Annotated in this window: 21 protein-coding genes; 20 read left to right on the top strand and 1 reads right to left on the bottom strand. The window is 56.0% G+C overall.

Annotation, left to right across the window (positions count from 1 at the left end):
• Window positions 1-9 precede the first annotated feature (9 nt).
• The 7 genes from nuoI to OB87_RS02100 all read left to right on the top strand — a co-directional run bounded on the left by nuoI (window position 10) and on the right by OB87_RS02100 (window position 8,931).
• The gene (nuoI, locus tag OB87_RS02130; protein WP_013318702.1) at window positions 10-552 is read left to right on the top strand and encodes an NADH-quinone oxidoreductase subunit NuoI; all 543 of its coding nucleotides are present in this window, start codon (window positions 10-12) and stop codon (window positions 550-552) included.
• 10 nt (window positions 553-562) lie between these two features.
• Entirely contained in the window at window positions 563-1,114 is a 552-nt protein-coding gene (nuoJ, locus tag OB87_RS02125) for an NADH-quinone oxidoreductase subunit J (RefSeq protein ID WP_033567770.1), read from the top strand.
• Window positions 1,111-1,413, top strand: a complete 303-nt coding sequence (gene nuoK, locus OB87_RS02120; RefSeq protein ID WP_012885391.1) for an NADH-quinone oxidoreductase subunit NuoK — start codon at window positions 1,111-1,113, stop codon at window positions 1,411-1,413. The genes nuoJ and nuoK overlap by 4 nt, the downstream gene beginning before the upstream one ends.
• Entirely contained in the window at window positions 1,410-3,260 is a 1,851-nt protein-coding gene (gene nuoL / locus OB87_RS02115; RefSeq protein ID WP_033567769.1) for an NADH-quinone oxidoreductase subunit L, read from the top strand. Before nuoK ends, nuoL begins: the two co-directional genes overlap by 4 nt.
• 96 nt (window positions 3,261-3,356) lie before the next feature.
• Window positions 3,357-4,892 carry an NADH-quinone oxidoreductase subunit M gene (gene nuoM / locus OB87_RS02110; protein ID WP_033567972.1) on the top strand — a complete coding sequence of 512 codons (1,536 nt, stop codon included), beginning with the start codon at window positions 3,357-3,359 and terminating at the stop codon, window positions 4,890-4,892.
• A gap of 6 nt (window positions 4,893-4,898) precedes the next feature.
• Window positions 4,899-6,356 (top strand): NADH-quinone oxidoreductase subunit NuoN, encoded by a 1,458-nt coding sequence (nuoN, locus tag OB87_RS02105; protein WP_033567768.1) that lies wholly within the window; start codon window positions 4,899-4,901, stop codon window positions 6,354-6,356.
• A 742-nt stretch (window positions 6,357-7,098) separates the two neighbouring features.
• Window positions 7,099-8,931 carry a multicopper oxidase family protein gene (locus tag OB87_RS02100; protein ID WP_235425221.1) on the top strand — a complete coding sequence of 611 codons (1,833 nt, stop codon included), beginning with the start codon at window positions 7,099-7,101 and terminating at the stop codon, window positions 8,929-8,931.
• Window positions 8,932-9,321: 390 nt separating this feature from the next.
• On the opposite strand, the gene OB87_RS02095 is transcribed toward OB87_RS02100, so the two are convergent.
• Window positions 9,322-10,203: a PhzF family phenazine biosynthesis protein gene (locus OB87_RS02095; RefSeq protein WP_033567766.1), complete on the bottom strand. Its 882-nt coding sequence runs from the start codon at window positions 10,201-10,203 to the stop codon at window positions 9,322-9,324.
• Window positions 10,204-10,415: 212 nt separating this feature from the next.
• On the opposite strand from OB87_RS02095, the gene OB87_RS02090 reads away from it, so the two are divergent.
• From OB87_RS02090 to hypF, 13 genes are all read left to right on the top strand, one after another.
• Window positions 10,416-12,008 (top strand): ABC-F family ATPase, encoded by a 1,593-nt coding sequence (locus OB87_RS02090; RefSeq protein WP_033567765.1) that lies wholly within the window; start codon window positions 10,416-10,418, stop codon window positions 12,006-12,008.
• Between the two features lie 593 nt (window positions 12,009-12,601).
• On the top strand, window positions 12,602-13,729 hold the full coding sequence (gene hybO / locus OB87_RS02085) for a hydrogenase 2 small subunit (RefSeq protein WP_072025409.1): 1,128 nt from the start codon (window positions 12,602-12,604) through the stop codon (window positions 13,727-13,729).
• Between the two features lie 3 nt (window positions 13,730-13,732).
• On the top strand, window positions 13,733-14,749 hold the full coding sequence (gene hybA, locus OB87_RS02080; protein ID WP_033567764.1) for a hydrogenase 2 operon protein HybA: 1,017 nt from the start codon (window positions 13,733-13,735) through the stop codon (window positions 14,747-14,749).
• Complete coding sequence (gene hybB, locus OB87_RS02075; RefSeq protein ID WP_033567763.1) at window positions 14,736-15,935, top strand: Ni/Fe-hydrogenase cytochrome b subunit; 1,200 nt, start codon at window positions 14,736-14,738, stop codon at window positions 15,933-15,935. Before hybA ends, hybB begins: the two co-directional genes overlap by 14 nt.
• Entirely contained in the window at window positions 15,913-17,619 is a 1,707-nt protein-coding gene (gene hybC / locus OB87_RS02070) for a hydrogenase 2 large subunit (RefSeq protein ID WP_033567762.1), read from the top strand. The genes hybB and hybC overlap by 23 nt, the downstream gene beginning before the upstream one ends.
• Window positions 17,619-18,119: a HyaD/HybD family hydrogenase maturation endopeptidase gene (locus OB87_RS02065; RefSeq protein WP_033567761.1), complete on the top strand. Its 501-nt coding sequence runs from the start codon at window positions 17,619-17,621 to the stop codon at window positions 18,117-18,119. Before hybC ends, OB87_RS02065 begins: the two co-directional genes overlap by 1 nt.
• Window positions 18,109-18,675 (top strand): hydrogenase-2 assembly chaperone, encoded by a 567-nt coding sequence (gene hybE, locus OB87_RS02060; protein WP_123250037.1) that lies wholly within the window; start codon window positions 18,109-18,111, stop codon window positions 18,673-18,675. Before OB87_RS02065 ends, hybE begins: the two co-directional genes overlap by 11 nt.
• Window positions 18,668-19,009, top strand: a complete 342-nt coding sequence (hypA, locus tag OB87_RS02055; RefSeq protein ID WP_033567760.1) for a hydrogenase maturation nickel metallochaperone HypA — start codon at window positions 18,668-18,670, stop codon at window positions 19,007-19,009. The genes hybE and hypA overlap by 8 nt, the downstream gene beginning before the upstream one ends.
• Window positions 19,010-19,074: 65 nt before the next feature.
• A complete protein-coding gene (gene hypB / locus OB87_RS02050) occupies window positions 19,075-20,265 on the top strand; it encodes a hydrogenase nickel incorporation protein HypB (RefSeq protein ID WP_050515603.1) in 1,191 nt (396 codons plus the stop codon).
• Between the two features lie 2 nt (window positions 20,266-20,267).
• Window positions 20,268-20,555 carry a hydrogenase maturation factor HybG gene (hybG, locus tag OB87_RS02045; RefSeq protein ID WP_033567759.1) on the top strand — a complete coding sequence of 96 codons (288 nt, stop codon included), beginning with the start codon at window positions 20,268-20,270 and terminating at the stop codon, window positions 20,553-20,555.
• On the top strand, window positions 20,542-21,657 hold the full coding sequence (hypD, locus tag OB87_RS02040; RefSeq protein WP_033567758.1) for a hydrogenase formation protein HypD: 1,116 nt from the start codon (window positions 20,542-20,544) through the stop codon (window positions 21,655-21,657). The genes hybG and hypD overlap by 14 nt, the downstream gene beginning before the upstream one ends.
• On the top strand, window positions 21,657-22,685 hold the full coding sequence (gene hypE / locus OB87_RS02035) for a hydrogenase expression/formation protein HypE (protein ID WP_033567757.1): 1,029 nt from the start codon (window positions 21,657-21,659) through the stop codon (window positions 22,683-22,685). Before hypD ends, hypE begins: the two co-directional genes overlap by 1 nt.
• A 368-nt stretch (window positions 22,686-23,053) precedes the next feature.
• Window positions 23,054-25,354, top strand: a complete 2,301-nt coding sequence (gene hypF, locus OB87_RS02030; protein WP_033567756.1) for a carbamoyltransferase HypF — start codon at window positions 23,054-23,056, stop codon at window positions 25,352-25,354.
• Window positions 25,355-25,400 lie beyond the last annotated feature (46 nt).

The raw sequence follows: 25,400 nt of genomic DNA, 5'->3' as shown, positions 1-25,400 counted from the left end.
GAATAAACCATGACACTGAAAGAACTTTTGATTGGTTTCGGCACCCAGGTACGCAGTATCTGCATGGTGGGTTCCAACGCGTTTAAAAAGCGTGAAACCAAAATGTATCCGGAAGAGCCAGTAAATCCGCCACCGCGTTTTCGTGGCCGTATTGTGCTGACCCGTGATCCGGACGGACAGGAACGTTGCGTCGCCTGCAACCTGTGTGCTGTGGCTTGCCCGGTAGGCTGTATCTCGCTGCAGAAGGCGGAAATGAAGGATGGCCGTTGGTATCCTGAGTTCTTCCGCATCAACTTCTCCCGCTGCATTTTCTGCGGTATGTGTGAGGAAGCCTGCCCGACCACAGCTATTCAGCTGACTCCCGATTTCGAAATGGGTGAGTTCAAGCGTCAGGATCTGGTGTACGAAAAAGACGATCTGCTGATCTCGGGGCCGGGTAAATATCCGGAATACAACTTCTACCGGATGGCCGGTATGGCTGTTGATGGGAAAGAGAAGGGCGAAGCCGAAAACGAAGCCAAACCCATTGACGTTAAAGGCCTGCTGCCCTAAGGAGCCAAGCATGGAATTCGCTTTTTATGCGACTGCGATTATTGCGGTACTGGCAACATTACGTGTCATTACCCATACCAATCCAGTACATGCATTACTTTATCTGATTGTTTCGTTGCTGGCGGTAGCCGGTGTGTTCTTCTCGCTGGGGGCGTATTTCGCCGGGGCGCTGGAGATAATTGTTTACGCCGGTGCCATCATGGTGCTGTTCGTCTTCGTGGTGATGATGCTTAACCTCGGTAACTCGGTGGATGAGCAGGAAAAACTGTGGTTAAAACCCAGTGTATGGCTGGGGCCGGGGGTGCTGTCTCTGGTTCTGTTGGCGATTATCGTCAAAGGGATCATCAGCGTCACTGACCAGAACATCGCCGGTAATATTGTTGATGCCAAAGCGGTCGGCATTAGCCTGTTTGGGCCGTATGTGCTGGCAGTCGAGCTGGCATCTATGCTGCTGCTGGCTGGCTTGGTGGTGGCTTTCCACATCGGCCGTGAAGACAAGCGCGGGGAGCTGATTGCCAAAGATCAGGATGCCGACAAGAAAATAACGGAGGAACGCGCATGATTCCGCTACAACATGGCTTACTGCTGGCTGCCATCCTCTTCGTGTTGGGGCTGACCGGGCTGGTGATTCGTCGCAATCTTTTATTCATGCTGATCTGCCTGGAAATCATGATTAACGCGGCGGCGTTGGCTTTCGTGGTCGCCGGTAGCTATTGGGGGCAATCGGATGGTCAGGTGATGTATATCCTGGCTATTACGCTGGCCGCGGCGGAAGCCAGTATTGGCCTGGCGCTGCTGCTGCAGCTGTATCGTCGCCGTCAGACCCTGAATATTGATACTGTCAGTGAGATGCGCGGATGAACTTACTCTATTTAACAATTCTGTTTCCGCTGATCGGATTCCTGTTGTTGGCCTTCTCTCGCGGGCGCTGGTCGGAAAATGTTTCCGCCACTATCGGGGTGGGGTCGATTGGGTTGGCTGCGCTGGTCACTGGTGGCGTCGTAGTGGATTTTCTCAGCCAGCAACAGCCTGGCGGAGTGACCTTCTTCAGTCAGCACCTGTGGAGCTGGATGACGGTCGGCAAGTTCGACATCGGTGTCACGCTGGCGCTGGACGGGCTGTCACTGACTATGTTGTCGGTTGTGACCGGTGTGGGCTTCTTTATCCACCTGTTCGCCTCTTGGTATATGCGCGGTGAAGAGGGGTATTCCCGCTTCTTTGCCTATACCAACCTGTTTATCGCCAGCATGGTGGTATTGGTGCTGGCGGATAACCTGTTGCTGATGTACCTCGGCTGGGAAGGGGTGGGGCTGTGTAGCTATCTGCTGATCGGTTTCTACTACACCAACCCGAACAACGGTGCTGCGGCGATGAAAGCGTTCATCGTGACCCGTGTGGGTGACGTGTTCCTGGCGTTCGCGCTGTTTATCCTGTATCGCGAGTTGGGCACGCTGAACTTCCGCGACCTGATGGTCCTGGCACCGCAGCATCTGGCCGAAGGCTCCCCGGTGATCACCTGGGCGACACTGATGCTGCTGGGTGGTGCGGTCGGTAAATCGGCGCAGTTGCCGTTGCAGACCTGGCTGGCGGATGCGATGGCTGGTCCGACGCCGGTTTCCGCGTTGATCCACGCCGCAACCATGGTGACCGCGGGCGTGTATCTGATCGCCCGTACCCACGGTTTGTTCCTGCTGGCACCGGACGTACTGAATCTGGTTGCTAATGTCGGGGCGGTTACGCTGCTGCTGGCCGGTTTCGCCGCGCTGGTGCAAACCGATATCAAGCGCGTGCTGGCCTACTCGACGATGAGTCAGATTGGCTACATGTTTCTGGCGCTCGGTGTTCAGGCGTGGGATGCGGCTATTTTCCACCTGATGACCCATGCATTCTTCAAAGCGCTGCTGTTCCTGTCGTCCGGTTCGGTAATCCTGGCCTGCCATCACGAGCAGAACATCTTCAAGATGGGTGGGCTGCGTAAGACCATTCCGCTGGTGTATGCCTGCTTCCTGGTGGGCGGTGCCGCCCTGTCGGCGTTGCCAATGGTCACCGCGGGTTTCTTCAGTAAGGATGAAATTCTGGCAGGTGCCTGGGCCAATGGTCACATTAACCTGGTGATTGCCGGTCTGGTGGGCGCGTTCATGACGTCGTTGTACACCTTCCGGATGATTTTTATCGTGTTCCACGGTGAAGCAAAAACCAAAGCCCACGCAGGCAAGGGGATTTCTCATCACCTGCCGTTGTTGGTGCTGCTGGTGCTGTCCACCTTTGTTGGCGCTCAGATTGCTCTGCCGCTGCATGGCGTACTACCGGCTACGACCGAGCTTGAGCACGGTCAGGTTATGACGCTGGAAATCGCCTCCGGCGTGGTAGCCATTGCCGGTATTCTGCTGGCGGCTGCGCTGTGGCTGGGCAAACGTCGGTTGGTGACGAGCGTTGCCAACAGTGCGCCGGGTCGTTTCTTCTCGACATGGTGGTTCCATGCATGGGGATTCGACTGGTTGTACGACAAGGTCTTCGTCAAACCGTATCTGGCTATTGCGACATTGCTGCAGCGCGACCCGCTCAATGCGCTGATGAACATTCCGGCTATCCTGACCCGCTGGGGCAACCGTGCGCTGATCGTCAGCGAAAACGGGCAGGTGCGCTGGTATGTCGCCTCAATGGGGGTCGGTGCCGTGGTGGTGCTGGCGTTGCTGTTGCTGGTCTAAACGATGCGGTAATGCAGAGGGGCGGGGCGCTCGCTGATGAGTGGCCCCGCAGGCAGCAAGTTTTTCGTTTTCTTTAATTTAGGGACACAAAACGCCATGCTACTACCTTGGCTGATTCTTATCCCCTTTATCGGCGGCCTGCTGTGCTGGCAGCTCGAGCGTTTTGGCACTCGCGTGCCGCGCTGGATCGCGCTGATCTCCATGGGGCTGACACTGGCGCTGTCACTGCAGTTGTGGCTGCAGGGCGGCTTTTCGCTGGCGACACCGACGGGCCTGCCGCAATGGCAGTCGGAGTTTGTGCTGAACTGGATACCGCGTTTTGGTATCTCGATTCACCTGGCGCTGGACGGGCTGTCATTACTGATGGTCGTGCTGACTGGCCTGCTGGGCGTACTGGCGATCCTCTGTTCCTGGCGTGAGATTCAACGTTATCAGGGTTTCTTCCATCTGAACCTGCTGTGGATTCTCGGCGGTGTGATTGGTGTCTTCCTGGCCATCGACATGTTCCTGTTCTTCTTCTTCTGGGAAATGATGTTGGTGCCGATGTACTTCCTGATCGCACTGTGGGGGCACAAAGGCTCGGATGGTAAAACCCGTATCGCGGCGGCAACCAAGTTCTTCATCTATACGCAGGCCAGTGGTCTGGTGATGTTGATTGCTATCCTGGCGCTGGTGTTTGTGCACCATAATGCCACCGGCGAATGGACCTTCGATTATTCTCGCCTGTTGAAAACGCCAATGTCCTACGGGCTGGAATATGCGTTGATGCTGGGCTTCTTCATTGCTTTCGCGGTGAAAATGCCGCTGGTGCCGTTGCATGGCTGGCTGCCGGATGCACACAGCCAGGCCCCGACCGCTGGTTCAGTTGACCTGGCGGGGATTTTGCTGAAAACCGCTGCCTACGGTCTGCTGCGCTTCAGCCTGCCGCTGTTCCCGAACGCCTCTCACGATTTTGCACCAATCGCCATGTGGTTGGGTGTTATCGGTATCTTCTACGGTGCCTGGATGGCGTTCAAACAAACCGACATCAAGCGCCTTATCGCTTACACTTCTGTGTCACACATGGGTTTTGTGATGATTGCCATCTATTCCGGCAGTCAACTGGCCTATCAAGGCGCGGTGGTGCAGATGATTGCTCACGGCCTGTCAGCCGCTGGGATGTTCATTATTTGCGGTCAGTTGTATGAACGTCTTCATACCCGCGATTTGCGTCAGATGGGTGGTTTGTGGGGACGTATCCGCTACCTGCCTGCACTGTCGCTGTTTTTCGCGGTAGCTACGCTCGGGATGCCGGGTACGGGTAACTTTGTCGGCGAATTCATGATTCTGTTCGGCAGCTATCCGGTAGTGCCGGTGATTACGGTGATTTCCACCTTCGGTCTGGTGTTTGCTTCCGTTTATTCGCTGGTGATGATGCAGCGCGCTTTCTACGGTGCCGCCAAATCGGACACGCCTTTGCAGGCAATGAGTGCGCGTGAATTGTCGCTTATTCTGCTGCTGGTAGTGCTGTTGGTGCTGCTGGGCGTTTATCCGCAGCCAATCCTGGATACATCCAGCGCGGCGATGGCCAATATCCAGCAATGGTTTGCGTCATCGGTTCAGGGTTCAACAATTTCAACGACAGGGCTGTAATTCGCCATGACAATAACTCCTCAACAACTGATCGCGATATCGCCACTGTTAATCGTTGGATTGACAGTCGTGGTTGTGATGCTGTGCATTGCGTGGCGACGCAACCATTTTGTCAACGCTACGTTGACGGTTATCGGCCTGAACATCGCGTTGTTATCGCTGTATCTGGTTGGCCAGGTTGGGCCGACCGATGTCACCCCGTTGATCCGGGTGGACGGATTTTCGATGTTCTATACCGGCCTGGTGCTGGCGGCGAGTCTGGCGACCAGTACATTCGCCTACCCGTGGCTGGAAGGCTACCCGGACAACAAAGATGAGTTCTATCTGCTGGTGCTGATTGCTGCGCTGGGCGGTATTCTGCTGGCGAGCGCCAACCATTTGGCGGCGTTCTTCATCGGCATCGAACTGATCTCCCTGCCGTTGTTCGGTATGGTGGGTTATGCTTTCCGCCAGAAACGTTCGCTGGAAGCCGCCATCAAATACATGCTGTTGTCTGCTGCGGCGTCCTCGTTCCTGCTGTTTGGTATGGCGCTGGTGTATGCCGATTCCGGCAGCCTGAGCTTTGCCAGCCTCGGTAAGAGCCTGAACGATCACCAGTTACATGCGCCGCTGTTGCTGGCGGGCTTGGGTATGATGCTGGTTGGGCTGGGCTTCAAACTGTCTCTGGTGCCGTTCCACTTGTGGACGCCGGATGTGTATCAGGGGGCACCGGCACCAGTGTCGACCTTCCTGGCGACCGCCAGCAAGATCGCTATTTTCGGTGCTGTGATGCGTTTGTTCCTGTATGCACCGTTGGTGGATACCGAATCGGTACGCACCACGCTGGGTGTGATCGCGTTCGCGTCAATCCTGTTCGGTAACCTGATGGCGGTGGCGCAGAGCAACATCAAACGTCTGTTAGGGTACTCGTCTATCGCGCATCTGGGTTACTTGCTGGTGGCGCTGATTGCCGTACAGACGCACCAGATGGCGCTGGAAACCATCGGCGTATATCTGGCCGGTTACCTGTTCAGCAGCCTGGGCGCGTTCGGCGTGGTGAGCCTGATGTCCAGCCCATATCGGGGGCCGGATGCGGATTCGTTATTCTCCTATCGTGGTCTGTTCTGGCATAAGCCGATCCTGTCTGCGGTGATGACGGTGATGATGCTATCACTGGCCGGTATTCCGATGACACTGGGCTTCTTCGGCAAATTCTACGTACTGGCGGTAGGTGTGAACGCTCACCTGTGGTGGTTAAGTGCGGCAGTCGTCGTAGGTAGCGCCATCGGCCTGTATTACTACCTGCGTGTATTGATAAGCTTGTATTTAAGCGCACCGCAAACTCTGAATCGCGATACGCCGAATAACTGGGCGTTGACCGCGGGTGGCGTTGTGGTACTGATTTCATCCGTACTCGTACTGGTGCTGGGGCTTTACCCGCAGCCGCTGATTTCGCTGGTGCAACTGGCGCAGCCGTTGATGTAATTTCTCTCATACCGTACTGAAAGCCGCGAGTTATCGCGGCTTTTTTTATCCTTACGAATTTGTCATCTTCATCTTTTTCACTCGATTTTCAAACCCTGCCTCAAGTTTTAATGTCCTGGTTTTGAATCAGTTATCGAACGGCATTATGTACAGAAAAATATCGACACAGTGTCTTTGACGGGATTAGGAAAATATCTGATTGCCCGAAATGAACGAGCTATTTACTTTCCCCCGGAATGTCTGGCTTGGAAATAATGACAAGATCTTTTTTTATTTACAGTCCTTGTGAGGCGAGTCGGGCTAATAAAGAGGGGTTGTTATTTTATCCATTAAATTCAATGAGTAATTAGTGGGTTTGGCTAGAGGGGATAGTGATATGGCAACATGTGACAAGGTTGGATACAGAATGACACGCTGTGGTGTTTTTATTTTTCTGCTGACATGGGGGGTATGTAATAGCCATGCCGATGAATCGTCGGTAATAAATAAAAGTCCACAGGATGAAAATAAAGAGGGTGATTTTCTATTTGAAAACCCGCCGCATTTACAGCGGTTGGTCAGATCGCTATTGCAGAACCATTTCAGCGGAGTGCAGGAAGGGAATCAGGAGAAATATTATGAGTTGGATGTCGGGTATGTTGACGGAAAAATTTATGATCCGTCGCAAAACCGTTTTCAAAGGGTACACTTACGGGGTTACACCGGCAGTACGGACAGGCAGTCAGTTATTGGGACACCGTTCGTGGCTCCCCAGATTGATGTGATGCCTGGTGATACGGTGCGCATCCTGCTCAAGAATAATTTACCGGTGGATAACAGCTGCCAGGCGCATCAGATGAATGATGGTGCGACAACCTCTTCTCACACCCGTATGATGAACGGTTCGCTATCATCGCCAAAGTTGTTCGATCCTCCTCACTGTTTTAATGGGACTAACCTACATGCCCACGGTGTCTGGATCAGCCCGACAGGCAATAGTGATAATGTGCTGCTGTCGGTGAATCCGGGTAACAGTTTCGAATACCAGTACAACTTCTCACAGGACATCCCGGCTGGCACTTTCTGGTATCACTCACATCGGCACGGTTCCACCGCGTTGCAGGTTTCCAGCGGTATGGCGGGGGCGTTGATTGTGCATGGCAACCGCAAACCTACGGATATATCGAACGGCGATCTGGATACGCTGTTGGTTGATCCCGACAGTCAGCAGCCATTTCCTGAACATACGGTATTGTTTCAACAGATTCAGTACGCCTGTCTGGGGCCGAACGGCAAGCTGAAACGAGATAAGCAGGGAAATATCAACTGGGACTGCCGCCCTGAGGAAACCGGTGTCATTGAAGATTACGATCAGTTTGGCCCAGGCACCTGGCAGGCGTCCGGCCGATGGACCAGCATCAATGGTGTGGTACTGCCGACGTTTAAAGCCACCGCCGGGCAGGTAGAACGTTGGCGGCTGATTCACGCGGGGGTGCGGGAAACCATCAATCTGGAGTTCCGCAAAATAAAGCCGGGCCAGAGTCTCAACGCGTTGCATCGCAAGGCTTATCTGGGCAATTTACGGCGTCAGGACGTCAGCGCGCTGATTAATGAACTCTGTTCTGGTGAAAAGGTGCCATTCCAGGTGGTCGCCGCTGATGGCTTGACGATGTCTCACTCGCTGACGGCGGATAAAGTCACGCTACAGCCAGGGTATCGTTATGACCTGCTGGCGATGTTTCCGCAAGCGGGCGGTTATTGCATGATTCAACCGCAGCAATCCATGACCGGCAGTATTACTGGTAAAGCTCAGGGTAACAGTTTGCTGGGGTTTGTTTCCGTATCTGGCACGGACAGTATTGCCGTGCGGGACGTTGTGCCGAACTTACGGCGGAAACTGACCTATTCGGCGCAGAAGTTGATGCCGGAAGAGGTTCGCCAGGCGGTTATTCGAGATTTGAATCGTGACGATAACCAGATCTATCTCACCCGGTTCGCACCGCATACAAGGGATGTGAGTGATGAAGAGATTGCTGGTCAGCCACAACAGAAAATCGTTTTCTTTGCCGGCGGCACACAGCCGAAGGCAAACAATGTCTTCGCTATTGGTCACGATTTTGGCGTCGAGAACGTTAACGGCATATGGTTGCCGAAACACATACGGGCTTATGACCCGAAATGGATTGACCTGACTTTGCCGTTATGGGCATCACAGGAGTGGGAATTGCGCTCGTACAGCGTTAGCCATCCGTTTCATATCCACGTGAATCCGTTCCAGATTGTCGCGATTTATGATCCGCAGGGACGTGACGTCAGTTTGCCCGGTGTAACGGAAGCCGATGGCGACAGCCAGTTCGCAGGCCTAAAAGGGCAGTGGAAAGACACCATCTTCGTGAAAACCAACCTGTTGCCGGGTCAGTTGACCGGAACGCCACAGAACTACTATCGCGTACTGCTGAGGACTCGCTATCAGCGTTATATCGGCGAGTTCGTACTGCATTGCCACATTTTGGACCACGAGGATAAAGGCATGATGGAAAATGTCGAGATTGTGCTGCCGCAAACGCAAAAAGGTCAGACAGCGTCAACGAAGTGACCAGAAATCAGATACAAGGATGAAGAAGACTGCGGAATAACTGTCAGAAGGGAGTGAAAAAACTAAAGCCGCCTCGTCTGGATGATTGGGGCGGCTTTTAGTCTGCGGCGCTCATATTAAAACGGGCTGATGATGGAGCCGATACGTTCGCAGTAGCTTACGTAGATGTCGCCCAGTTTTTTGAAGAAATTGATGAATGCGTTCATGTGGTGTCTCCATTATCGTTGTTGAGGTTTTGTGTGATGTTCATCACGGTTTTGATAATAATGGATAAGGAACGTCATTTCAACTTTTTCGTGATGAAAGTCACATTATTTTGAAGACAATGGCAGTGTCGGAGGAATAACAGGCCGCCGTTCTGACGACCTGTTGATAGGAATAGCTGAGTAATCAGAGTGTTATATTTCCATCAATCAAGGTGTTACTGAGGCCGCCAATCCACGGCTGGCCGTCAATGTAGGAAACATTGACCCGGCCGTCTCGGTACAACATGGTGCCTTGGCGCACACGATAACCGAGCGTGTGGTCCGCCTGCTCTGGCAACGGGCGGTGCTGTATCACTCTGGCAATGCAGGCGTTGGCGCTGCCGGTTACCGGGTCTTCTACCACGGCATCATTCATGACAAAGAAGGCCCGTACTTCATAATCGGCAGGACTGGCGTTGTCATGCGGCCCGTAGATCGCGACACCGTCGGTTTGTCCAACTTGTTGTAATCGTTGGAGGTGCGCGGCATCCGGGCGTGCTTCCAGACAGGCGCGTGCACTTTCCATCCGCACCGTCAGCCAGCGGATGCCCATCTGCACGTTGACGGGGCGATGGTTTGGATGACGACGATGGCTGCCGATGGCGCTATCGAGTAATGCGTCATACTGAGGGTCGAGTGTCGTCGTCGTGACGTCCGGCGCGCGAAAGGCGAGCTGGCCGTTATCACCGATAGCGACGGGCACCAGCCCGACGCCGCATTGCTGGATCATCTGATGCGGCACATGTGGTATCAGGCCGGATTCCAGCAGTGCGTGCGCGGTTCCCAGTGTCGGATGTCCGGCGAATGGCAATTCTGCTGATGGGGTGAAAATACGCACCCGATAGTCAGCCAGCGGATCGTCCGGTGGTAGCACAAAGGTGGTTTCCGACAAATTAGTCCAGCGGGCGATGGCCTGCATTTGTTCATCGCTTAGACCCTCGGCATCGAGAATAACGGCCAGCGGATTGCCTGTGGCGGGATGGTGGCTGAACACATCGACCTGTTTAAAACGGCGTGATGACGGCATCTGATCTTTCCTTCTGCGATCGGGAGCAGTGTTCATTATGTACGGTTAACAATATGTTGTCGTGTCTGCCGTCAGGTGTTTTGCAGACTGATGCTGCGATGGCGGGGTATCAAATCTGTATCTGATTAAAAAATGCACGATAATCACCGGGATTCTGTGTCCCGCTTGTGGCATAATGCGCGCCAAATCACATTCCGAATCGAGTAAGTGCTGTGCTGGTAACCAATAATATTACGATGCAATTCGGCAGTAAGCCGTTGTTTGAAAACATTTCTGTTAAATTTGGCGGCGGTAATCGCTATGGCTTGATCGGCGCTAACGGCTGCGGCAAGTCCACCTTTATGAAGATCCTCGGCGGCGATCTGACGCCGAGCGCAGGCAACGTTGCCATCGACCCGAATGAACGAATCGGTAAACTGCGTCAGGATCAGTTCGCGTTTGAACAATACAGCGTGCTGGATACCGTGATTATGGGGCACGCCGAACTGTGGGAAGTCAAGGAAGAACGCGACCGTATTTATTCGCTGAGTGAGATGAGCGAGGAAGATGGCTATCGTGTGGCGGACCTGGAAGCAAAATACGGCGAAATGGATGGTTACAGTGCCGAATCGCGCGCCGGTGAATTGTTGCTGGGCGTGGGGATTCCGCTGGAGCAACATTACGGGCCGATGAGTGAAGTGGCTCCCGGTTGGAAACTGCGTGTCTTGCTGGCACAGGCGCTGTTTTCCAATCCTGATATTCTGTTGCTGGACGAGCCGACCAACAACCTGGACATCGATACCATCCGTTGGCTGGAACAGGTGCTGAATGAGCGCAACAGCACCATGATCATCATTTCCCATGACCGTCACTTCCTGAACATGGTCTGCACGCATATGGCGGATCTGGATTACGGCGAATTGCGCATTTATCCCGGCAACTACGACGAGTACATGACGGCAGCGACGCAGGCGCGCGAGCGTCTGCTGGCGGACAACGCCAAGAAAAAGGCACAGATTGCCGAATTGCAGTCGTTTGTCAGCCGTTTTAGCGCTAACGCGTCCAAATCACGTCAGGCGACTTCTCGTGCCCGCCAGATAGATAAAATTCAGCTGGAAGAGGTGAAAGCATCCAGCCGTCAGAACCCGTTTATCCGTTTTGAACAGGACAAAAAACTGTTCCGTAACGCGCTGGAAATCGACGGGCTGACCAAAGGCTTTGATAACGGTCCGCTGTTCCGCCAGTTGAAAATGCTGGTGGAAGTGGGAGAGAAAGTCGCGATTCTCGGTACTAACGGGATCGGTAAATCCACATTGCTGAAAACGCTGGTTGGCGAACTGGCACCGGACTCCGGCATGGTCAAATGGTCGGAGAACGTTCGTATCGGTTACTACGCGCAGGATCACGAGTACGAGTTTGATGGTGATCTCACCGTGTTTGACTGGATGAGCCAGTGGAAGCAGGAAAACGACGACGAGCAGGCGGTCCGCAGCGTACTGGGGCGCCTGCTGTTTTCTCAGGACGACATCCGTAAAAAGGTCAAGGTGCTGTCCGGGGGGGAAAAGGGCCGGATGCTGTTCGGTAAGCTGATGATGGAAAAACCGAACGTTCTGGTGATGGACGAACCGACCAACCACCTGGATATGGAATCCATTGAGTCGCTGAACATGTCGCTGGAGATGTATCAGGGCACGTTGCTGTTTGTGTCTCACGACCGTGAGTTCGTCAGCTCGCTGGCGACCCGCATTGTGGAAATCACGCCGGGTAAAGTGATCGACTTCAGCGGCAACTACGAAGATTATCTGCGCAGTCGCGGAATCGAATAATTCCCTGTCGTATGACATTTAAAAGCAGCCGGGAAAATGGCTGCTTTTTTATTGCCCCAAATGTTAAAAAAGCCGTATGGATTACTGAAAATAGGTAATGAAGAGTAATAATCCTGTACGAGGAATAGCCAAAGGTCACGCTTTTGTCTTTCATACTGACAGTGACATTATCCTTCAAATGTCTTTTTGAAAGTAAAGTATCTAAAGTAATTTATTTTTACTAATGAATGAGGTGGATCGCTCGAAAAGGAAAGAAATAAAGAAAACGAAGAAGATGTTTTTAAAAAATCAATAATAATCAATATGATAATATTTATATTATAACTGATATAAGTGGTAGTTAAATCGATTAAGCAATTCTGGATCACAAAAAAATATGCGTTTGTTACGCATTGAGATATTTTCTCATTTAATCTGACCTGCCGTGTTTTTAAAAAAGAAATGTCGCGGAGAGCCTCACAGAAGACGTATAAATAAAATGGTTATTCCCCGGCTGCTTGATAGAGATCAAATCGGTGACGTTATTCTCCTCATTATTCTATGCCGACACGTAAATGTGTTACTCCGACCTTGCTACAGGAGAATAATAAAGAATGAATGGGGAAAATATGATGCTTTCCCGTCACGGCATCAATCGCCGTGATTTTATGAAGCTATGTGCAGCACTTGCCGCCACCATGGGGTTAAAAGAGGCCGCCGCCGCAGATATGGCCAAGTCACTGACGTCTCCCCAGCGTCCGCCGGTGATTTGGATTGGTGCGCAGGAATGTACCGGGTGTACTGAATCCCTGTTGCGCGCCACCCACCCGACCATTGAAAACCTGCTGCTGAATACTATCTCGCTGGAATACCACGAAGTTCTTTCCGCTGCCTTTGGCGAACAAGCGGAAGAAAATAAGCACCGCGCTATCGAACAATACAAAGGCAAATATGTCTTGGTGGTGGATGGTTCCATCCCATTGAAGGATGGTGGCATTTACTGCATGGTGGCGGGAAAACCGATTGTCGAGCATATTCGCGCTGCCGCTGAACATGCTGCGGCCATTATTGCCATCGGTTCCTGCTCCGCCTGGGGTGGTGTCCCTGCCAGTGGTTCTAATCCAACCGGTGCCGTCAGCTTACAGCAGGTATTGCCGGGCAAAACCGTTATTAATATTCCCGGTTGTCCGCCTAACCCGCACAACTTCCTGGCAACCGTGGCGCATGTCATCACGTATCAACGAGCCCCCGCGCTCGACAGCCAGAATCGTCCCACCTTCGCCTATGCCCGCCTGATCCACGAAAACTGCGAGCGTCGCCCGCATTTTGACGCTGGCCGCTTTGCCAAAGAGTTTGGCGATGAAGGCCATCGGCAGGGGTGGTGCCTCTACCACCTGGGTTGCAAAGGGCCGGAAACCTATGGCAACTGCCCGACGCTGGAGTTCTGTGACGTAGGGGGCGGCATTTGGCCGGTGGGGATTGGTCACCCATGCTATGGCTGTAACGAGCAAGGCATCGGGTTCACCAAGGGGATTTTCCAGTTGGCCAATGTGGAAAACCCAACGCCGCGCGTTGAAAAACCGGCGGTGACCAGCCCGGAAGGCGGCAACAGCTCTGCTACGGCCACGGGGCTTATCGGCGGCGTGCTGGGAGCGGTGGCTGGCGTCAGCCTGATGGCGGTGCGTGAGCTGGGCCGTCAGCAAAAACAGCAGGACACCGGTAACGCATCCCGGGAGGGTTAAGCCGTGAACAGACGCAATTTTTTCAAGCTGGCTTCTGCCGGGGCGTTGCTGGCGGGCACGCCGCTGGCGACTGAAGCGGCGGCCACCAACCGGCCGCCAATTCCCGGCGCGCTTGGCATGTTGTACGACTCTACGCTGTGCGTGGGTTGTCAGGCGTGTGTGAGCAAATGCCAGCAGGTCAACAAGCTGGACTATAAACCGGATAGCTCGGTTTATAGCGGCGGCGCGGCGACCTGGTCCAATAATGACAAGCTCAGCCCGTATACCAACAACATCATCCAGGTGTGGAGCAGTGGCGACGGTAAAAATAAGGATCAGCCACAAAACGGTTACGCCTATATCAAGAAGCAGTGTATGCACTGCGTCGACCCTAACTGTGTGTCGGTGTGCCCGGTTTCCGCACTGAAGAAAGACCCGAAAACCGGCGTAGTGCATTACGACGCCAGTATCTGCACCGGTTGTCGTTACTGCATGGTGGCCTGCCCCTTCGATGTGCCGAAGTACGACTATGAAAACCCCCTCGGTAAGCTGCACAAATGTGAGCTGTGTAATCAACCGGAACTGGCTCGGCTCGATAAGGGCGGAATGCCGGGGTGTGTGGAGGTTTGTCCAACCGGGGCGGTGATTTATGGCACCCGTGAGCAACTGTTGGATGAAGCGAAACGTCGGTTGGCGCTCAAGCCGGGTGACGAATACGCCTATCCGCGTCAAACGCTGGACAGAAAAGACAGCTACCTGCACACCGTGCCGACTTATGAACGCTATGTCTATGGCGAGAAAGAAGCGGGCGGCACACAGGTGCTGGTGCTAGCTGGGGTGCCGTACCAAAACCTGGAAATGCCCGCGTTGGATTCGCTGTCCACCGGTGCGCGTTCAGAACACATCCAGCATACGTTGTACAAGGGGATGGTGTTGCCGCTGGCGGTGCTGGCTGGGTTGTCGGTGCTGGTGCATCGCAATACCCGTGCCGAGCGGGAAGAGACGCACGACTCACAGGAGAAACCTCATGACGGCGCATAAAGCGAGTCCGTTGGGCGGGCGGCTGGTGAGCTGGCCCATCATGCTACTGGCTCCGCTGGTGGCGATTTGCGCGATCCTGATCGTGAAACGTCTGTTTCTGGGGATCGGCTCGGTTGCCGATCTTAACGGCGGCTACCCGTGGGGGATCTGGATCGCGTTCGACCTGCTGGTCGGCACCGGGTTCGCCTGCGGCGGCTGGGCGCTGGCCTGGGCGGTGTACGTGTTCAATCGCGGTGAATACCATCCGCTGGTGCGCCCGGCGCTGCTCGCCAGCCTGTTCGGCTACTCGCTGGGTGGGTTGTCGATCACCATCGACGTTGGGCGTTACTGGAACCTGCCGTACTTCTACATTCCCGGTTACTTCAACACCAACTCGGTGCTGTTCGAAACCGCGGTGTGTATGACTATCTACATCGGGGTGATGGCGCTGGAGTTCGCGCCGGTGGTGCTGGAACGCTTCGGTTGGAAGGTGTCGCTGAAACGGCTCAACAAGGTGATGTTTTTCATCATTGCATTGGGCGCGCTGCTGCCCACCATGCACCAGTCGTCGATGGGGTCGTTGATGATTTCCGCCGGTTACAAAGTGCATCCGTTGTGGCAGAGCTATGAACTGCTGCCGCTGCTGTCGCTGTTGACCGCGTTCATTATGGGTTTCTCGATTGTCATTTTCGAAGGCTCGCTGGTGCAAGCCGGGCTGAAAGGGCGCGGGCCAGATGAACAGGTATTGCTCCGTAAGCTGACCGGTCTGGCCCATGTGCTGGTGCTGCTGTTTGTGGTGCTGCGCTTCGGCGAGATCGTCTGGCATCAGAAAACGGCACTGCTGTTCGCAGGCGACCGTTTCGCCGTCATGTTCTGGTGTGAAGCCGGGCTGATGTTATTGCCGCTGGTGTTGCTGCGGTTGAAGCGTTGTCGTCAGGACGCCCGTTGGCTGTTCGTCAGCGCGCTCAGCATGTTGTTCGGTGCGGCGTTATGGCGACTGAGCTACTCGCTGCTGGCGTTCAATCCGGGCAACGGCTACCACTACTTCCCCAAAGCGCAGGAGATCCTGATTTCCATTGGCTTCGTCGCCATTGAAGTCTGCGCTTATATCTTGTTAATCCGCCTGCTGCCGGTACTGCCCGCGCTGAAAGGCGAACATACGCATCATCAGGCTGAGGTAAAGCATGAGCCAACGCATCACCATTGATCCCATTACCCGTATCGAAGGGCATCTGCGCATTGATTGCGAAATTGAAAACGGCAAGGTCACCAAAGCCTGGTCATCTGGCACCATGTGGCGCGGTATGGAAGAGATCGTCAAAGGGCGTGACCCGCGTGATGCCTGGATGATCGTGCAGCGTATTTGTGGCGTATGCACCACGGTGCACGCCATTGCCTCGGTACGTGCGGTGGAGAACGCGCTCGGTCTGAATGTGCCGGTCAATGCCCAGCACATCCGCAACCTGATTCTGGCAGCGCACAGTATCCATGACCATATCGTGCATTTCTATCAGTTGTCGGCACTCGACTGGGTGGATGTGACCTCGGCACTGAAAGCTGATCCACAAAAAGCCGCAGCGCTGCTCAAAGGATTGTCCGACTGGCCGCTGAATAATGCCGCCGAGTTCACCAAAGTGCAGCAGAAACTCAAAGATCTGGTAGCCAGCGGCCAGTTAGGGATTTTCGCCAACGGTTACTGGGGGCACCCGGCGATGTCGCTGCCGCCGGAAGTGAACCTGATAGCCGTCGCCCACTATTTGCAAGCACTGGAGTGCCAGCGCGATGCTAACCGTATTGTGGCGATTCTGGGCGGCAAGTCGCCGCACATCCAGAATCTGGCGGTTGGCGGTGTGGCGAACCCGATCAATCTGGACGCGCCGAGCGTGCTTAACCTGGAACGGTTGATGTACGTGAAAAGCTTTATCGATCGGCTCGGCGATTTTATCGAGCAGGTCTACAAAGTGGATTGCGCGGTGATTGCTGCTCACTACCCACAGTGGCTGACGCTGGGGCGTGGTGCTGATCACTACCTGAGCGTGCCAGAACTGCCGACCGACAACAAAAACGGCAGTTTCCTGCTGGCGGGTGGGTATATCGAGAACAGCGACCTGTCGAGCTACCGGCCGATCACCAGTCATAGCGACAAATTCCTGATCGAAGGGATTCGTGAGAGCGGTAAACACGCCTGGTATCAGGACGATCAGCCGCTGGCACCGTGGGAAGGGCTGACCCGTCCTCACTACACCGGCTGGCATGAAGACGGCAAATACTCGTGGGTGAAATCGCCGACCTTCTACGGCAAAACCGTGGAAGTGGGGCCACTGGCCTGGTTGCTGTGCGGTCTGGCTGCAAAGCATAAAGACACGCTGGTTCATTTTGATCAGGTCAAAGCTGCCTATCAGACGCTCAGCGGCCATCAACTGGAAGAGAAACACCTGCACTCCACGCTGGGCCGGGTGATTGGCCGTACCGTGCACTGCTGTGTACTGAAAGATACGCTGGCGCAGCAATGGCAGGCGCTGGTCGACAACATCGGCAAAGGTGACAACCAGACCTTCATCAAGCCAGACTTTTCGCCGGATACCGAATTCCACGGTGTCGGTTTTGGCGAGATGCCGCGCGGTATGCTGTCGCACTGGATCGTGTTCAAGAACGGCAAGATCACCAACTACCAGGCGGTAGTGCCATCCACCTGGACCTCCTGCCCGCGTAACGGTGACGACAAGCCCGGCCCGTATGAGCAGTCGCTGGTGGGTACGCCAGTAGCGGACCCGCACAAGCCGTTGGAAGTGGTACGTACCATCCACTCCTTCGACCCTTGTATGTCTTGTGCGGTGCACGTAGTGGATACCGTCAACGGCAATGAAGTGACCAGGGTGAAGGTGCTGTGATGAATATACTGGTGTTGGGGATCGGCAACATCCTGCTGAGCGATGAAGGCGTCGGGGTGCGGCTAGTTGAGCGTCTGGAACAGCGCTTTGACTGTACGCCAGCCATTGACATCGTGGATGGCGGCACCTGTGGCATGGAACTGATGGAATGCATGGCGGATCGTGACCACCTGATCGTGGCTGATGCGGTGCTCACGGGTCAGGCTGCGGGTAGTGTGACGGTGTTGCGCGACCGCGAGGTGCCAGCACTGTTTACCCGTAAGATTTCCCCGCACCAGTTAGGGCTGGCCGATGTGTTGATGGCGCTGCAACTGACCAGCGAGTTTCCCCGCCAGCTAACGTTGGTGGGGGTAGAGCCGGAAGCGCTCGATTCAGGCATCGGCTTGTCCGATACCGTTACCCGTGCGCTGGAACCGGCGTTGCAGCATATCATCACCGCGCTGCGCCAGAGTGGTGTCACGGTAACGGAGAAGATCGCGCAGGAGGTGTGTGATGACTGACATTTTTCCCGCCACGTCACACGATGAGGGTAATAATTCGCCCGCAATACCCGGTGAGCGCAAGGAAATAGACTGGGTTGCCGGGCATGATCAGAGTCCAGTGGCCTGGCTGGAAGCCGAATTTAGCCGTATTGCGCAGCAGCACATGCGGCTGTTGCCATTTTATCGCGAAGGTATTCCTGTACAGGCCTGTGGATTTACCCTGTTTGAACAGCAGTGGTTCGGTTGCCTGGTGACACCGTGGATGTTGAGCCTGTTGGTGCTGCCGGGACCAGGGCAACAGTGGCCCCGGCGTAAGCTTTCTGACCGGTTGGCGCTGACATTGCCCTGCGGCGATGTGAAGTTCGTGGTGAGCGAGAGTGACGACGGGCAGCAGTACCTGTCCTGTTCGCTGATGTCGCCGCTGGACCCGGCGCTTGACGCCGGACAGGCGTTGCAACTGGCACAGCAAAGTGTTCGCATGGCGCTGTCATTGCCGGTGCGAGATGCCGATGCCCCCGAAAACCTCGACCGCCGCGCGCTGTTCAGCCGTTACCGGAGTCAGCGGGATGCATGAAATTTCCATGTGCTATAACGCGCTGGAGTTGATTGAGCAGCAGGCACGTCAACACGGAGCACAACGCGTCACCGGCGTCTGGCTGGAAATTGGCGCGTTGTCCTGCATCGAAGAGAGCGCGTTACGGTTCTGTTTTGAGTCGGTCTGCCGCCAGACGCTGGCGGAAGGCTGCCAGTTACATCTGTCGGTGCGCCCGGCACAAGCCTGGTGTTGGGAGTGTAGCCAAGCGGTGGAAGTGGCGGACCATGACAGCGGTTGCCCACACTGCGGCGGTCACAGTCTGCGCGTCGAGAGCGGTGACAGTCTGCAATTGAAGCAACTGGCGGTTGAATAGCACGTCGCTTTCAGTCGGCGTGCCATCAGTAAAAAACGGTCTGGTTGACCGGAGGAGTCGTATCAATGTGTACCACATGCGGTTGTGGCGAGGGAGAACGTCGAATCGAAGGCGATGAGCCGACCCATTCACACGACCATCCCCATACGCACGATCACCACCACGAACATAGCCACAGTCATGACCATGTTCACTCTCACCCCCATCGTCATGCGCATCAGCATGAACATCATCACGATGGGCATCACCATGAGCATGACCACCACCATGATCATCCTCATGATCATGAGGATGCATCAGCCGCGCCCGGCGTGATCATTCATCATCACCATTATTACTACCACCACGGCGATGTGCATCACCATTACCACGGTGCGTCGCGTCCGCTGGCATTGCGTCGCGCGCATGATCACTCCCATTCCCACCCTGATCATTCGCACCCTCACCATGCACATGAACACGCCGAGCCGGAAGCGCGCTTTCAGCCGGTGGAGCAGGATCAGCATTTGCATTACGGGCAAGGGGCGGCGGGCACCCATGCACCGGGTGTGGGTCAGCAGCGTCTGTTGCAGATTGAAATGGACGTGCTGAGCAAAAATAACCAACTGGCAGCGCACAACCGTGAGCATTTCGATGCCGATCAGATTCTGGCGTTGAACCTGGTGTCCAGTCCCGGCTCCGGTAAAACTACCTTGCTGACCAGTACGCTGCATTTGTTGCGTGAGCAGGTGCCGTGTGCGGTGATTGAAGGCGACCAGCAGACCACCAATGATGCTGAGCGTATCCGCGCTACCGGCATCCCGGCGATTCAGGTCAACACCGGCAAAGGCTGCCATCTGGATGCACAAATGGTGCACGATGCCATGCACCGGTTGCCACTGCCGCAGCGCAGTCTGCTGTTTATCGAGAACGTCGGCAATCTGGTGTGTCCGGCCGGTTTCGATCTGGGCGAAAGGCACAAAATTGCGGTGCTGTCGGTCACCGAAGGGGAAGACAAACCGCTCAAATACCCGCATATGTTTGCCGCCGCTTCGCTGATGATCATCAACAAGATTGACCTGCTGCCGTATCTGGATTTTGACCTGGAAGCCTGTGTCGCCAATGCGCGTCGCGTCAATCCACAAATCGAGGTGATTGCCTTATCCGCCCGTACCGGCGAGGGGATGGAAGCCTGGCTGGCCTGGCTGGAAGCGCAGTTGCTGGGAAGCGAGTTGGCGAAAACGCCTTCACAACCGTCGCTGTTATCGGGAGCCTAACTATGTGCCTGGGCGTTCCCGGAAAAGTGGTCGCGGTTGGACCGGATCTGCACTACCCGGCGCGGGTGGATGTTTGCGGCGTGCAGCGCGAGGTGAATATCGCGCTGGTATGCGAGGGTGACCCGGCAGCCTTGGTGGGGCAGTGGGTGTTGGTACATGTCGGCTTTGCCATGAGCCTGCTGGATGAGCAGGAAGCGCAGGAGACGCTGGCAGCGCTGCAATCCATGCAGGCGGTCGGGCTGGAGCTGGACGAAGTCAGGCAAACCGGAGCCGTTTATGCAGTACGTTGATGAATTTCGCGATCCCGAGCTGGCGAAAGCGCTGTTACAGCGCATTCAGGTGCTGGTCGATGCGATGCCGCAGTTAAAAACACGTCCGTTACAATTGATGGAAGTGTGCGGCGGGCATACCCACGCTATTTTCAAATTCGGTATCGACCGGTTATTGCCACCGGAGATCGAGTTTGTACATGGGCCGGGCTGCCCGGTATGCGTGCTGCCGATGGGGCGGATTGATGCCTGTCTGGAAATTGCCGCCCGTCCGGAGGTGATTTTTTGTACCTTTGGCGACGCGATGCGAGTGCCGGGCCGCAACGGATCGTTGCAGGATGCCCGCCGTCACGGTGCGGATGTGCGGGTCGTCTATTCGCCGCTGGATGCGCTGGCGCTGGCGGAACAGTTTCCTGACCGGCAGGTGGTGTTTTTCGGATTGGGATTTGAAACCACCATGCCGAGCACCGCGCTGACACTGCAACAGGCCAGGCGTCGCAATATCAAAAATTTCTCCCTGTTTTGCCAGCACATCACCATCATCCCCACACTGAAAAGCCTGCTGGAACAACCAGACTTGCGTATCGACGGCTTTTTAGCGCCGGGGCATGTCAGCATGGTGATTGGCGCTTACCCCTATCAGCCGTTGTGCGATCAGTTCCACAAGCCGTTTGTGGTTACCGGTTTTGAGCCGCTGGATATTTTGCAGGCGCTGCTGATGCTGGTGCAGCAACTGCACGACGAGCGCTGTGAGGTGGAAAACCAGTACCGCCGCATCGTGCCAGATAGCGGCAACACGCTGGCGCAGCAGGCGATGGCGGAGGTGTTCGAAACCAAAGCCAGCAGCGAGTGGCGCGGGTTGGGGGAAATTGCCGATTCGGGTATGCAACTGCGGGCGGAATACGCGGCATTCGATGCCGAACGCCGCTTTAATCCACAGCATCAGCAGGTGGCGGACGAGCCGCTGTCGCGCTGTGGCGAGGTGCTCACCGGTCGTTGCAAACCGGGTGACTGCCCGCTGTTTGGACAACGTTGCACGCCGCAAAACGCTATCGGTGCGCTGATGGTGTCCTCGGAAGGCGCTTGCGCTGCCTACTATCAGTATCGTCGGGAGTGTGCCTGATGAAGAATACCTTATTACCTAAAGAAATTACCCTGGCGCACGGCAGTGGCGGGCAGGCAATGCAGCAATTGATCGAAGGATTGTTTCTGCAACTGTTCGAGAACCCATTGCTGGCGGAGCGTGAAGATCAGGCCCGTTTGCCGCTGGCGGCCTTAAGCGAGCAGGGCGACCGGCTGGCGTTTACCACCGACAGCTACGTCATCGACCCGATCGAGTTTCCCGGTGGTAATATCGGCAAACTGGCGGTGTGCGGCACGGTTAACGATCTGGCGGTGAGTGGCGCGCTACCGCGTTATCTCTCCTGCGGCTTTATTCTGGAAGAAGGGCTGCCAGGTGAGACGCTGCTGCGTCTGGTCACCTCAATGGCGCAGACAGCGCGTGACGCCGGGATTCAGATCGTCACGGGTGACACCAAAGTGGTGCCACGCGGCGCAGCGGACAAAATTTTCATCAATACCGCCGGTATCGGCGTGATTCCCCAAACCGTGCGTTGGGGCACCAGCGAAATCCGCCCCGGCGATCGTCTTATTGTCAGCGGTACACTGGGGGATCACGGTGCCACTATCCTGAATCTGCGTGAGAAGCTGGGTCTGGAAGCAGAGCTGACCAGTGATTGCGCAGTACTGACGCCGCTGATTGCGCCGCTGCGCCAGATTGACGGCGTGCGCGCCCTGCGTGATGCCACCCGCGGCGGGGTAACGGCGATTCTGCATGAGTTCGCCCAGGCCAGCGGCTGCGGTATGGAAGTGCAGGAGAGCGCCTTGCCGGTGAAACCGGCGGTGCGTGGCATCTGCGAACTGCTGGGGCTGGAAGCGTTAAATTTCGCCAACGAAGGCAAACTGGTGCTGGTAGTATCGCCGGAGGCGGAAAGCCGGGTGCTGGATGCGTTACGCTCCCATCCGCTGGGGCGTGATGCTGCGGTTATCGGTAGCGTCACCGATAAAAAACAGGTGCGCCTGTGCGGGGTGTTCGGTGCCTCTCGTCTGTTGGACTTACCCCACAGCGAACCCATGCCGAGGATTTGCTGACACGCAGCTGTTGATAAACAGCCGAACTGTTTTTATCGACAAGATAGTGAGGGATTTCGTGCGCGATAAGCCATATGGTTTCTCTGTTATTTCGTCGCACGCACGACAAGGAGAGGCTCAAACGCCGCCTCTCCTTGACCTCTGGCTGCTAGCTAAACTGTGCCGCTGCGCGGTGCCTTCGACGTTCGCCTTCGCTGTTCGGGCCGCCCGTGACGTGCTCCCGGCACGGCACGGGCTTTCGCCGCGTCCATGCGGCTCACCCGGCGAAGCCGCCCACCTCAGCACAGTTTTTGACGCAGAAAAAACGAACATTCGCGTCTTTGCTGTAGAAACTTCATCCTATAGATCCCAAGTATAGGTTCTTACCTATGTCAGCAATTAATGTACAGACGACATCAGGCGTTGAAATCCGCGTTAAAGGCAAGGTGCAGGGGGTGGGGTTTCGGCCTTATGTCTGGCAAATTGCTCACCGGCTTGGTGCCAAAGGCAGTGTGTTGAATGACGGCGCGGGGGTGTTAGTCCGGCTGTGGCCTGTGAGCGCAGAGGCGGATTTTATTGCTGCGCTATACGCCGAATGCCCGCCGCTGGCGCAGATTGACCAGTTGACATGCCAGCCTTATTGCTGGGAATCCCTGCCGGAGGACTTCACGATTGAGCACAGCGGTGCCGGGCAGATGGACACCCACATCGTGCCGGATGCTGCCACCTGCGAGGCGTGCCGTCAGGAGTTGTTTGACCCGCATGACCGCCGCTACCGTTACCCGTTTATCAACTGCACCCACTGCGGCCCACGTTTTACCCTCATTCGCCAGATGCCTTACGATCGCCCCAATACGGCGATGGCGGCGTTCCCGTTTTGCCCGACGTGTCAGCAGGAATATCAGCACCCGGCGGACCGGCGCTTTCATGCCCAGCCCAACGCCTGCCACACCTGTGGCCCACAAGTGTGGCTGAGCGACGCTTGCCGTACCGTAGCCGAGGGCGATGACGCCATCACGCAGGCGGCGGCAGCGTTGTGTGCCGGGCGAATCGTCGCAATCAAAGGACTGGGCGGGTTTCATCTGGCTTGTGATGCGACCGATGCGCAGGCGGTCGCACAGTTACGAGCACGTAAACATCGTCCAGCCAAACCGCTGGCGGTGATGCTACCGAATGCAGACTGGTTGACGCGGTGCAGCACGCTGGCGGAACCCGCTTCGGCATTGCGTGTTATGCAAAGCCCGGCGGCGCCGATCGTGCTGTTGCCATTACAGCAAAATGGCGCGCTGGCGGCAGGTATTGCGCCCGGTCTGGATGAGGTTGGGCTAATGCTGCCCGCCAACCCGTTGCAGCATTTGCTGCTGGCGGCGGTAGCGCGACCATTGGTGATGACCTCGGGCAATGCCAGCGGTAAGCCGCCAGCGCTGGATAATCCCCAGGCGTTGGCCGATCTGGCCGGTATCGCTGACCTGTGGCTGCTGCATAACCGCGACATCGTACAGCGAGCCGACGACTCGGTAGTACGGATGCAGGGTGGGCAAGCGGAGATGCTGCGGCGTGCACGCGGCTATGTACCGGATGCCTTGCCATTGCCGCCGGGGTTCAGTGGGCAACCAGCGCTGCTGGCGATGGGCGCAGACCTTAAGAACACCTTTTGCCTGCTGCGCGATACCTCCGCGATTATCAGCCAGCATTTAGGTGACCTGGCCGATAACGACGTGGAGCAGCAGTACCGGCAGGCGCAGACGCTGTTCGCCGATATCTACCGCTTTACCCCGCAAGCTATCGTGGTGGATGCGCACCCCGGTTACGTCAGCCATCGTTTGGGGCAGCAGCACGCGGAACAGTTGGGTGTGCCTTGCATTGAGGTGCTGCATCATCATGCACATATCGTCGCCTGCATGGCGGAACATCAGTGGCCGCGTGATGCCGGGCCGGTGATCGGTCTGGCTGTAGACGGTATCGGTTATGGTGGCGACAACCGCTGGTGGGGCGGTGAATGCCTGCGGGTGGATTATGCTCAGTGTCAGCATCTGGGCGGGTTGCCCGCAGTAGCGCTGCCGGGCGCTGATCTGGCGGCTCGCCAGCCGTGGCGTAATCTGCTGGCGCAATTTCTGGCGTTCGTGCCGAACTGGGAAACCTTACCACAAGCCGATGTGATCCCCGCCAGTGCCAGGCCGCTGTTGACGCGCGCTATCGAACGGGGGCTCAATTCGCCGATGGCGTCGTCCGCTGGTCGGTTGTTTGATGCCGTAGCTGCCGCTTGCGGGTTCGCTGGCGAGCAAAGTTGGGAAGGGGGGGCGGCCTGCTGGCTGGAGGCGTTGGCCCGGCAGCATCAGGACAACCTGCCGCCCGTGACCATGCCGCTCTGCGGCAAGCAACTGGATCTGGTGACGTTCTGGCGGCAGTTTTTGGCGTATCGCGCGGCACCGGTCGAGCGTGCCTGGGCGTTTCATGTCGCGCTGGCCGACGGGCTGGCGGCACTGGTACATCAGGCGGCGCGGGAACAGGGATTGAATACGGTCGTGTGTTCCGGTGGGGTGATGCATAACCGTTTGCTGGTCAATCTGTTACGTGAGCGGCTGACCGATTTTACCCTGCTGCTGCCGTCGCGTTTGCCATCCGGCGATGGCGGGCTGGCGCTGGGGCAGGCGCTGATTGCCGCCAGCCGCCTGGCGTCACAACCCTAACTGTTATGGTTTTTTCGCACCAGACTGTATCTGTTCTGATTTATAC

The sequence above is a fragment of the Dickeya undicola genome (assembly GCF_000784735.1).
GTDB lineage: Bacteria > Pseudomonadota > Gammaproteobacteria > Enterobacterales > Enterobacteriaceae > Dickeya > Dickeya undicola.
The sequence above is the reverse complement of the archived record's forward strand: the minus strand, read 5'-3'. Positions and strand labels throughout refer to the sequence as shown.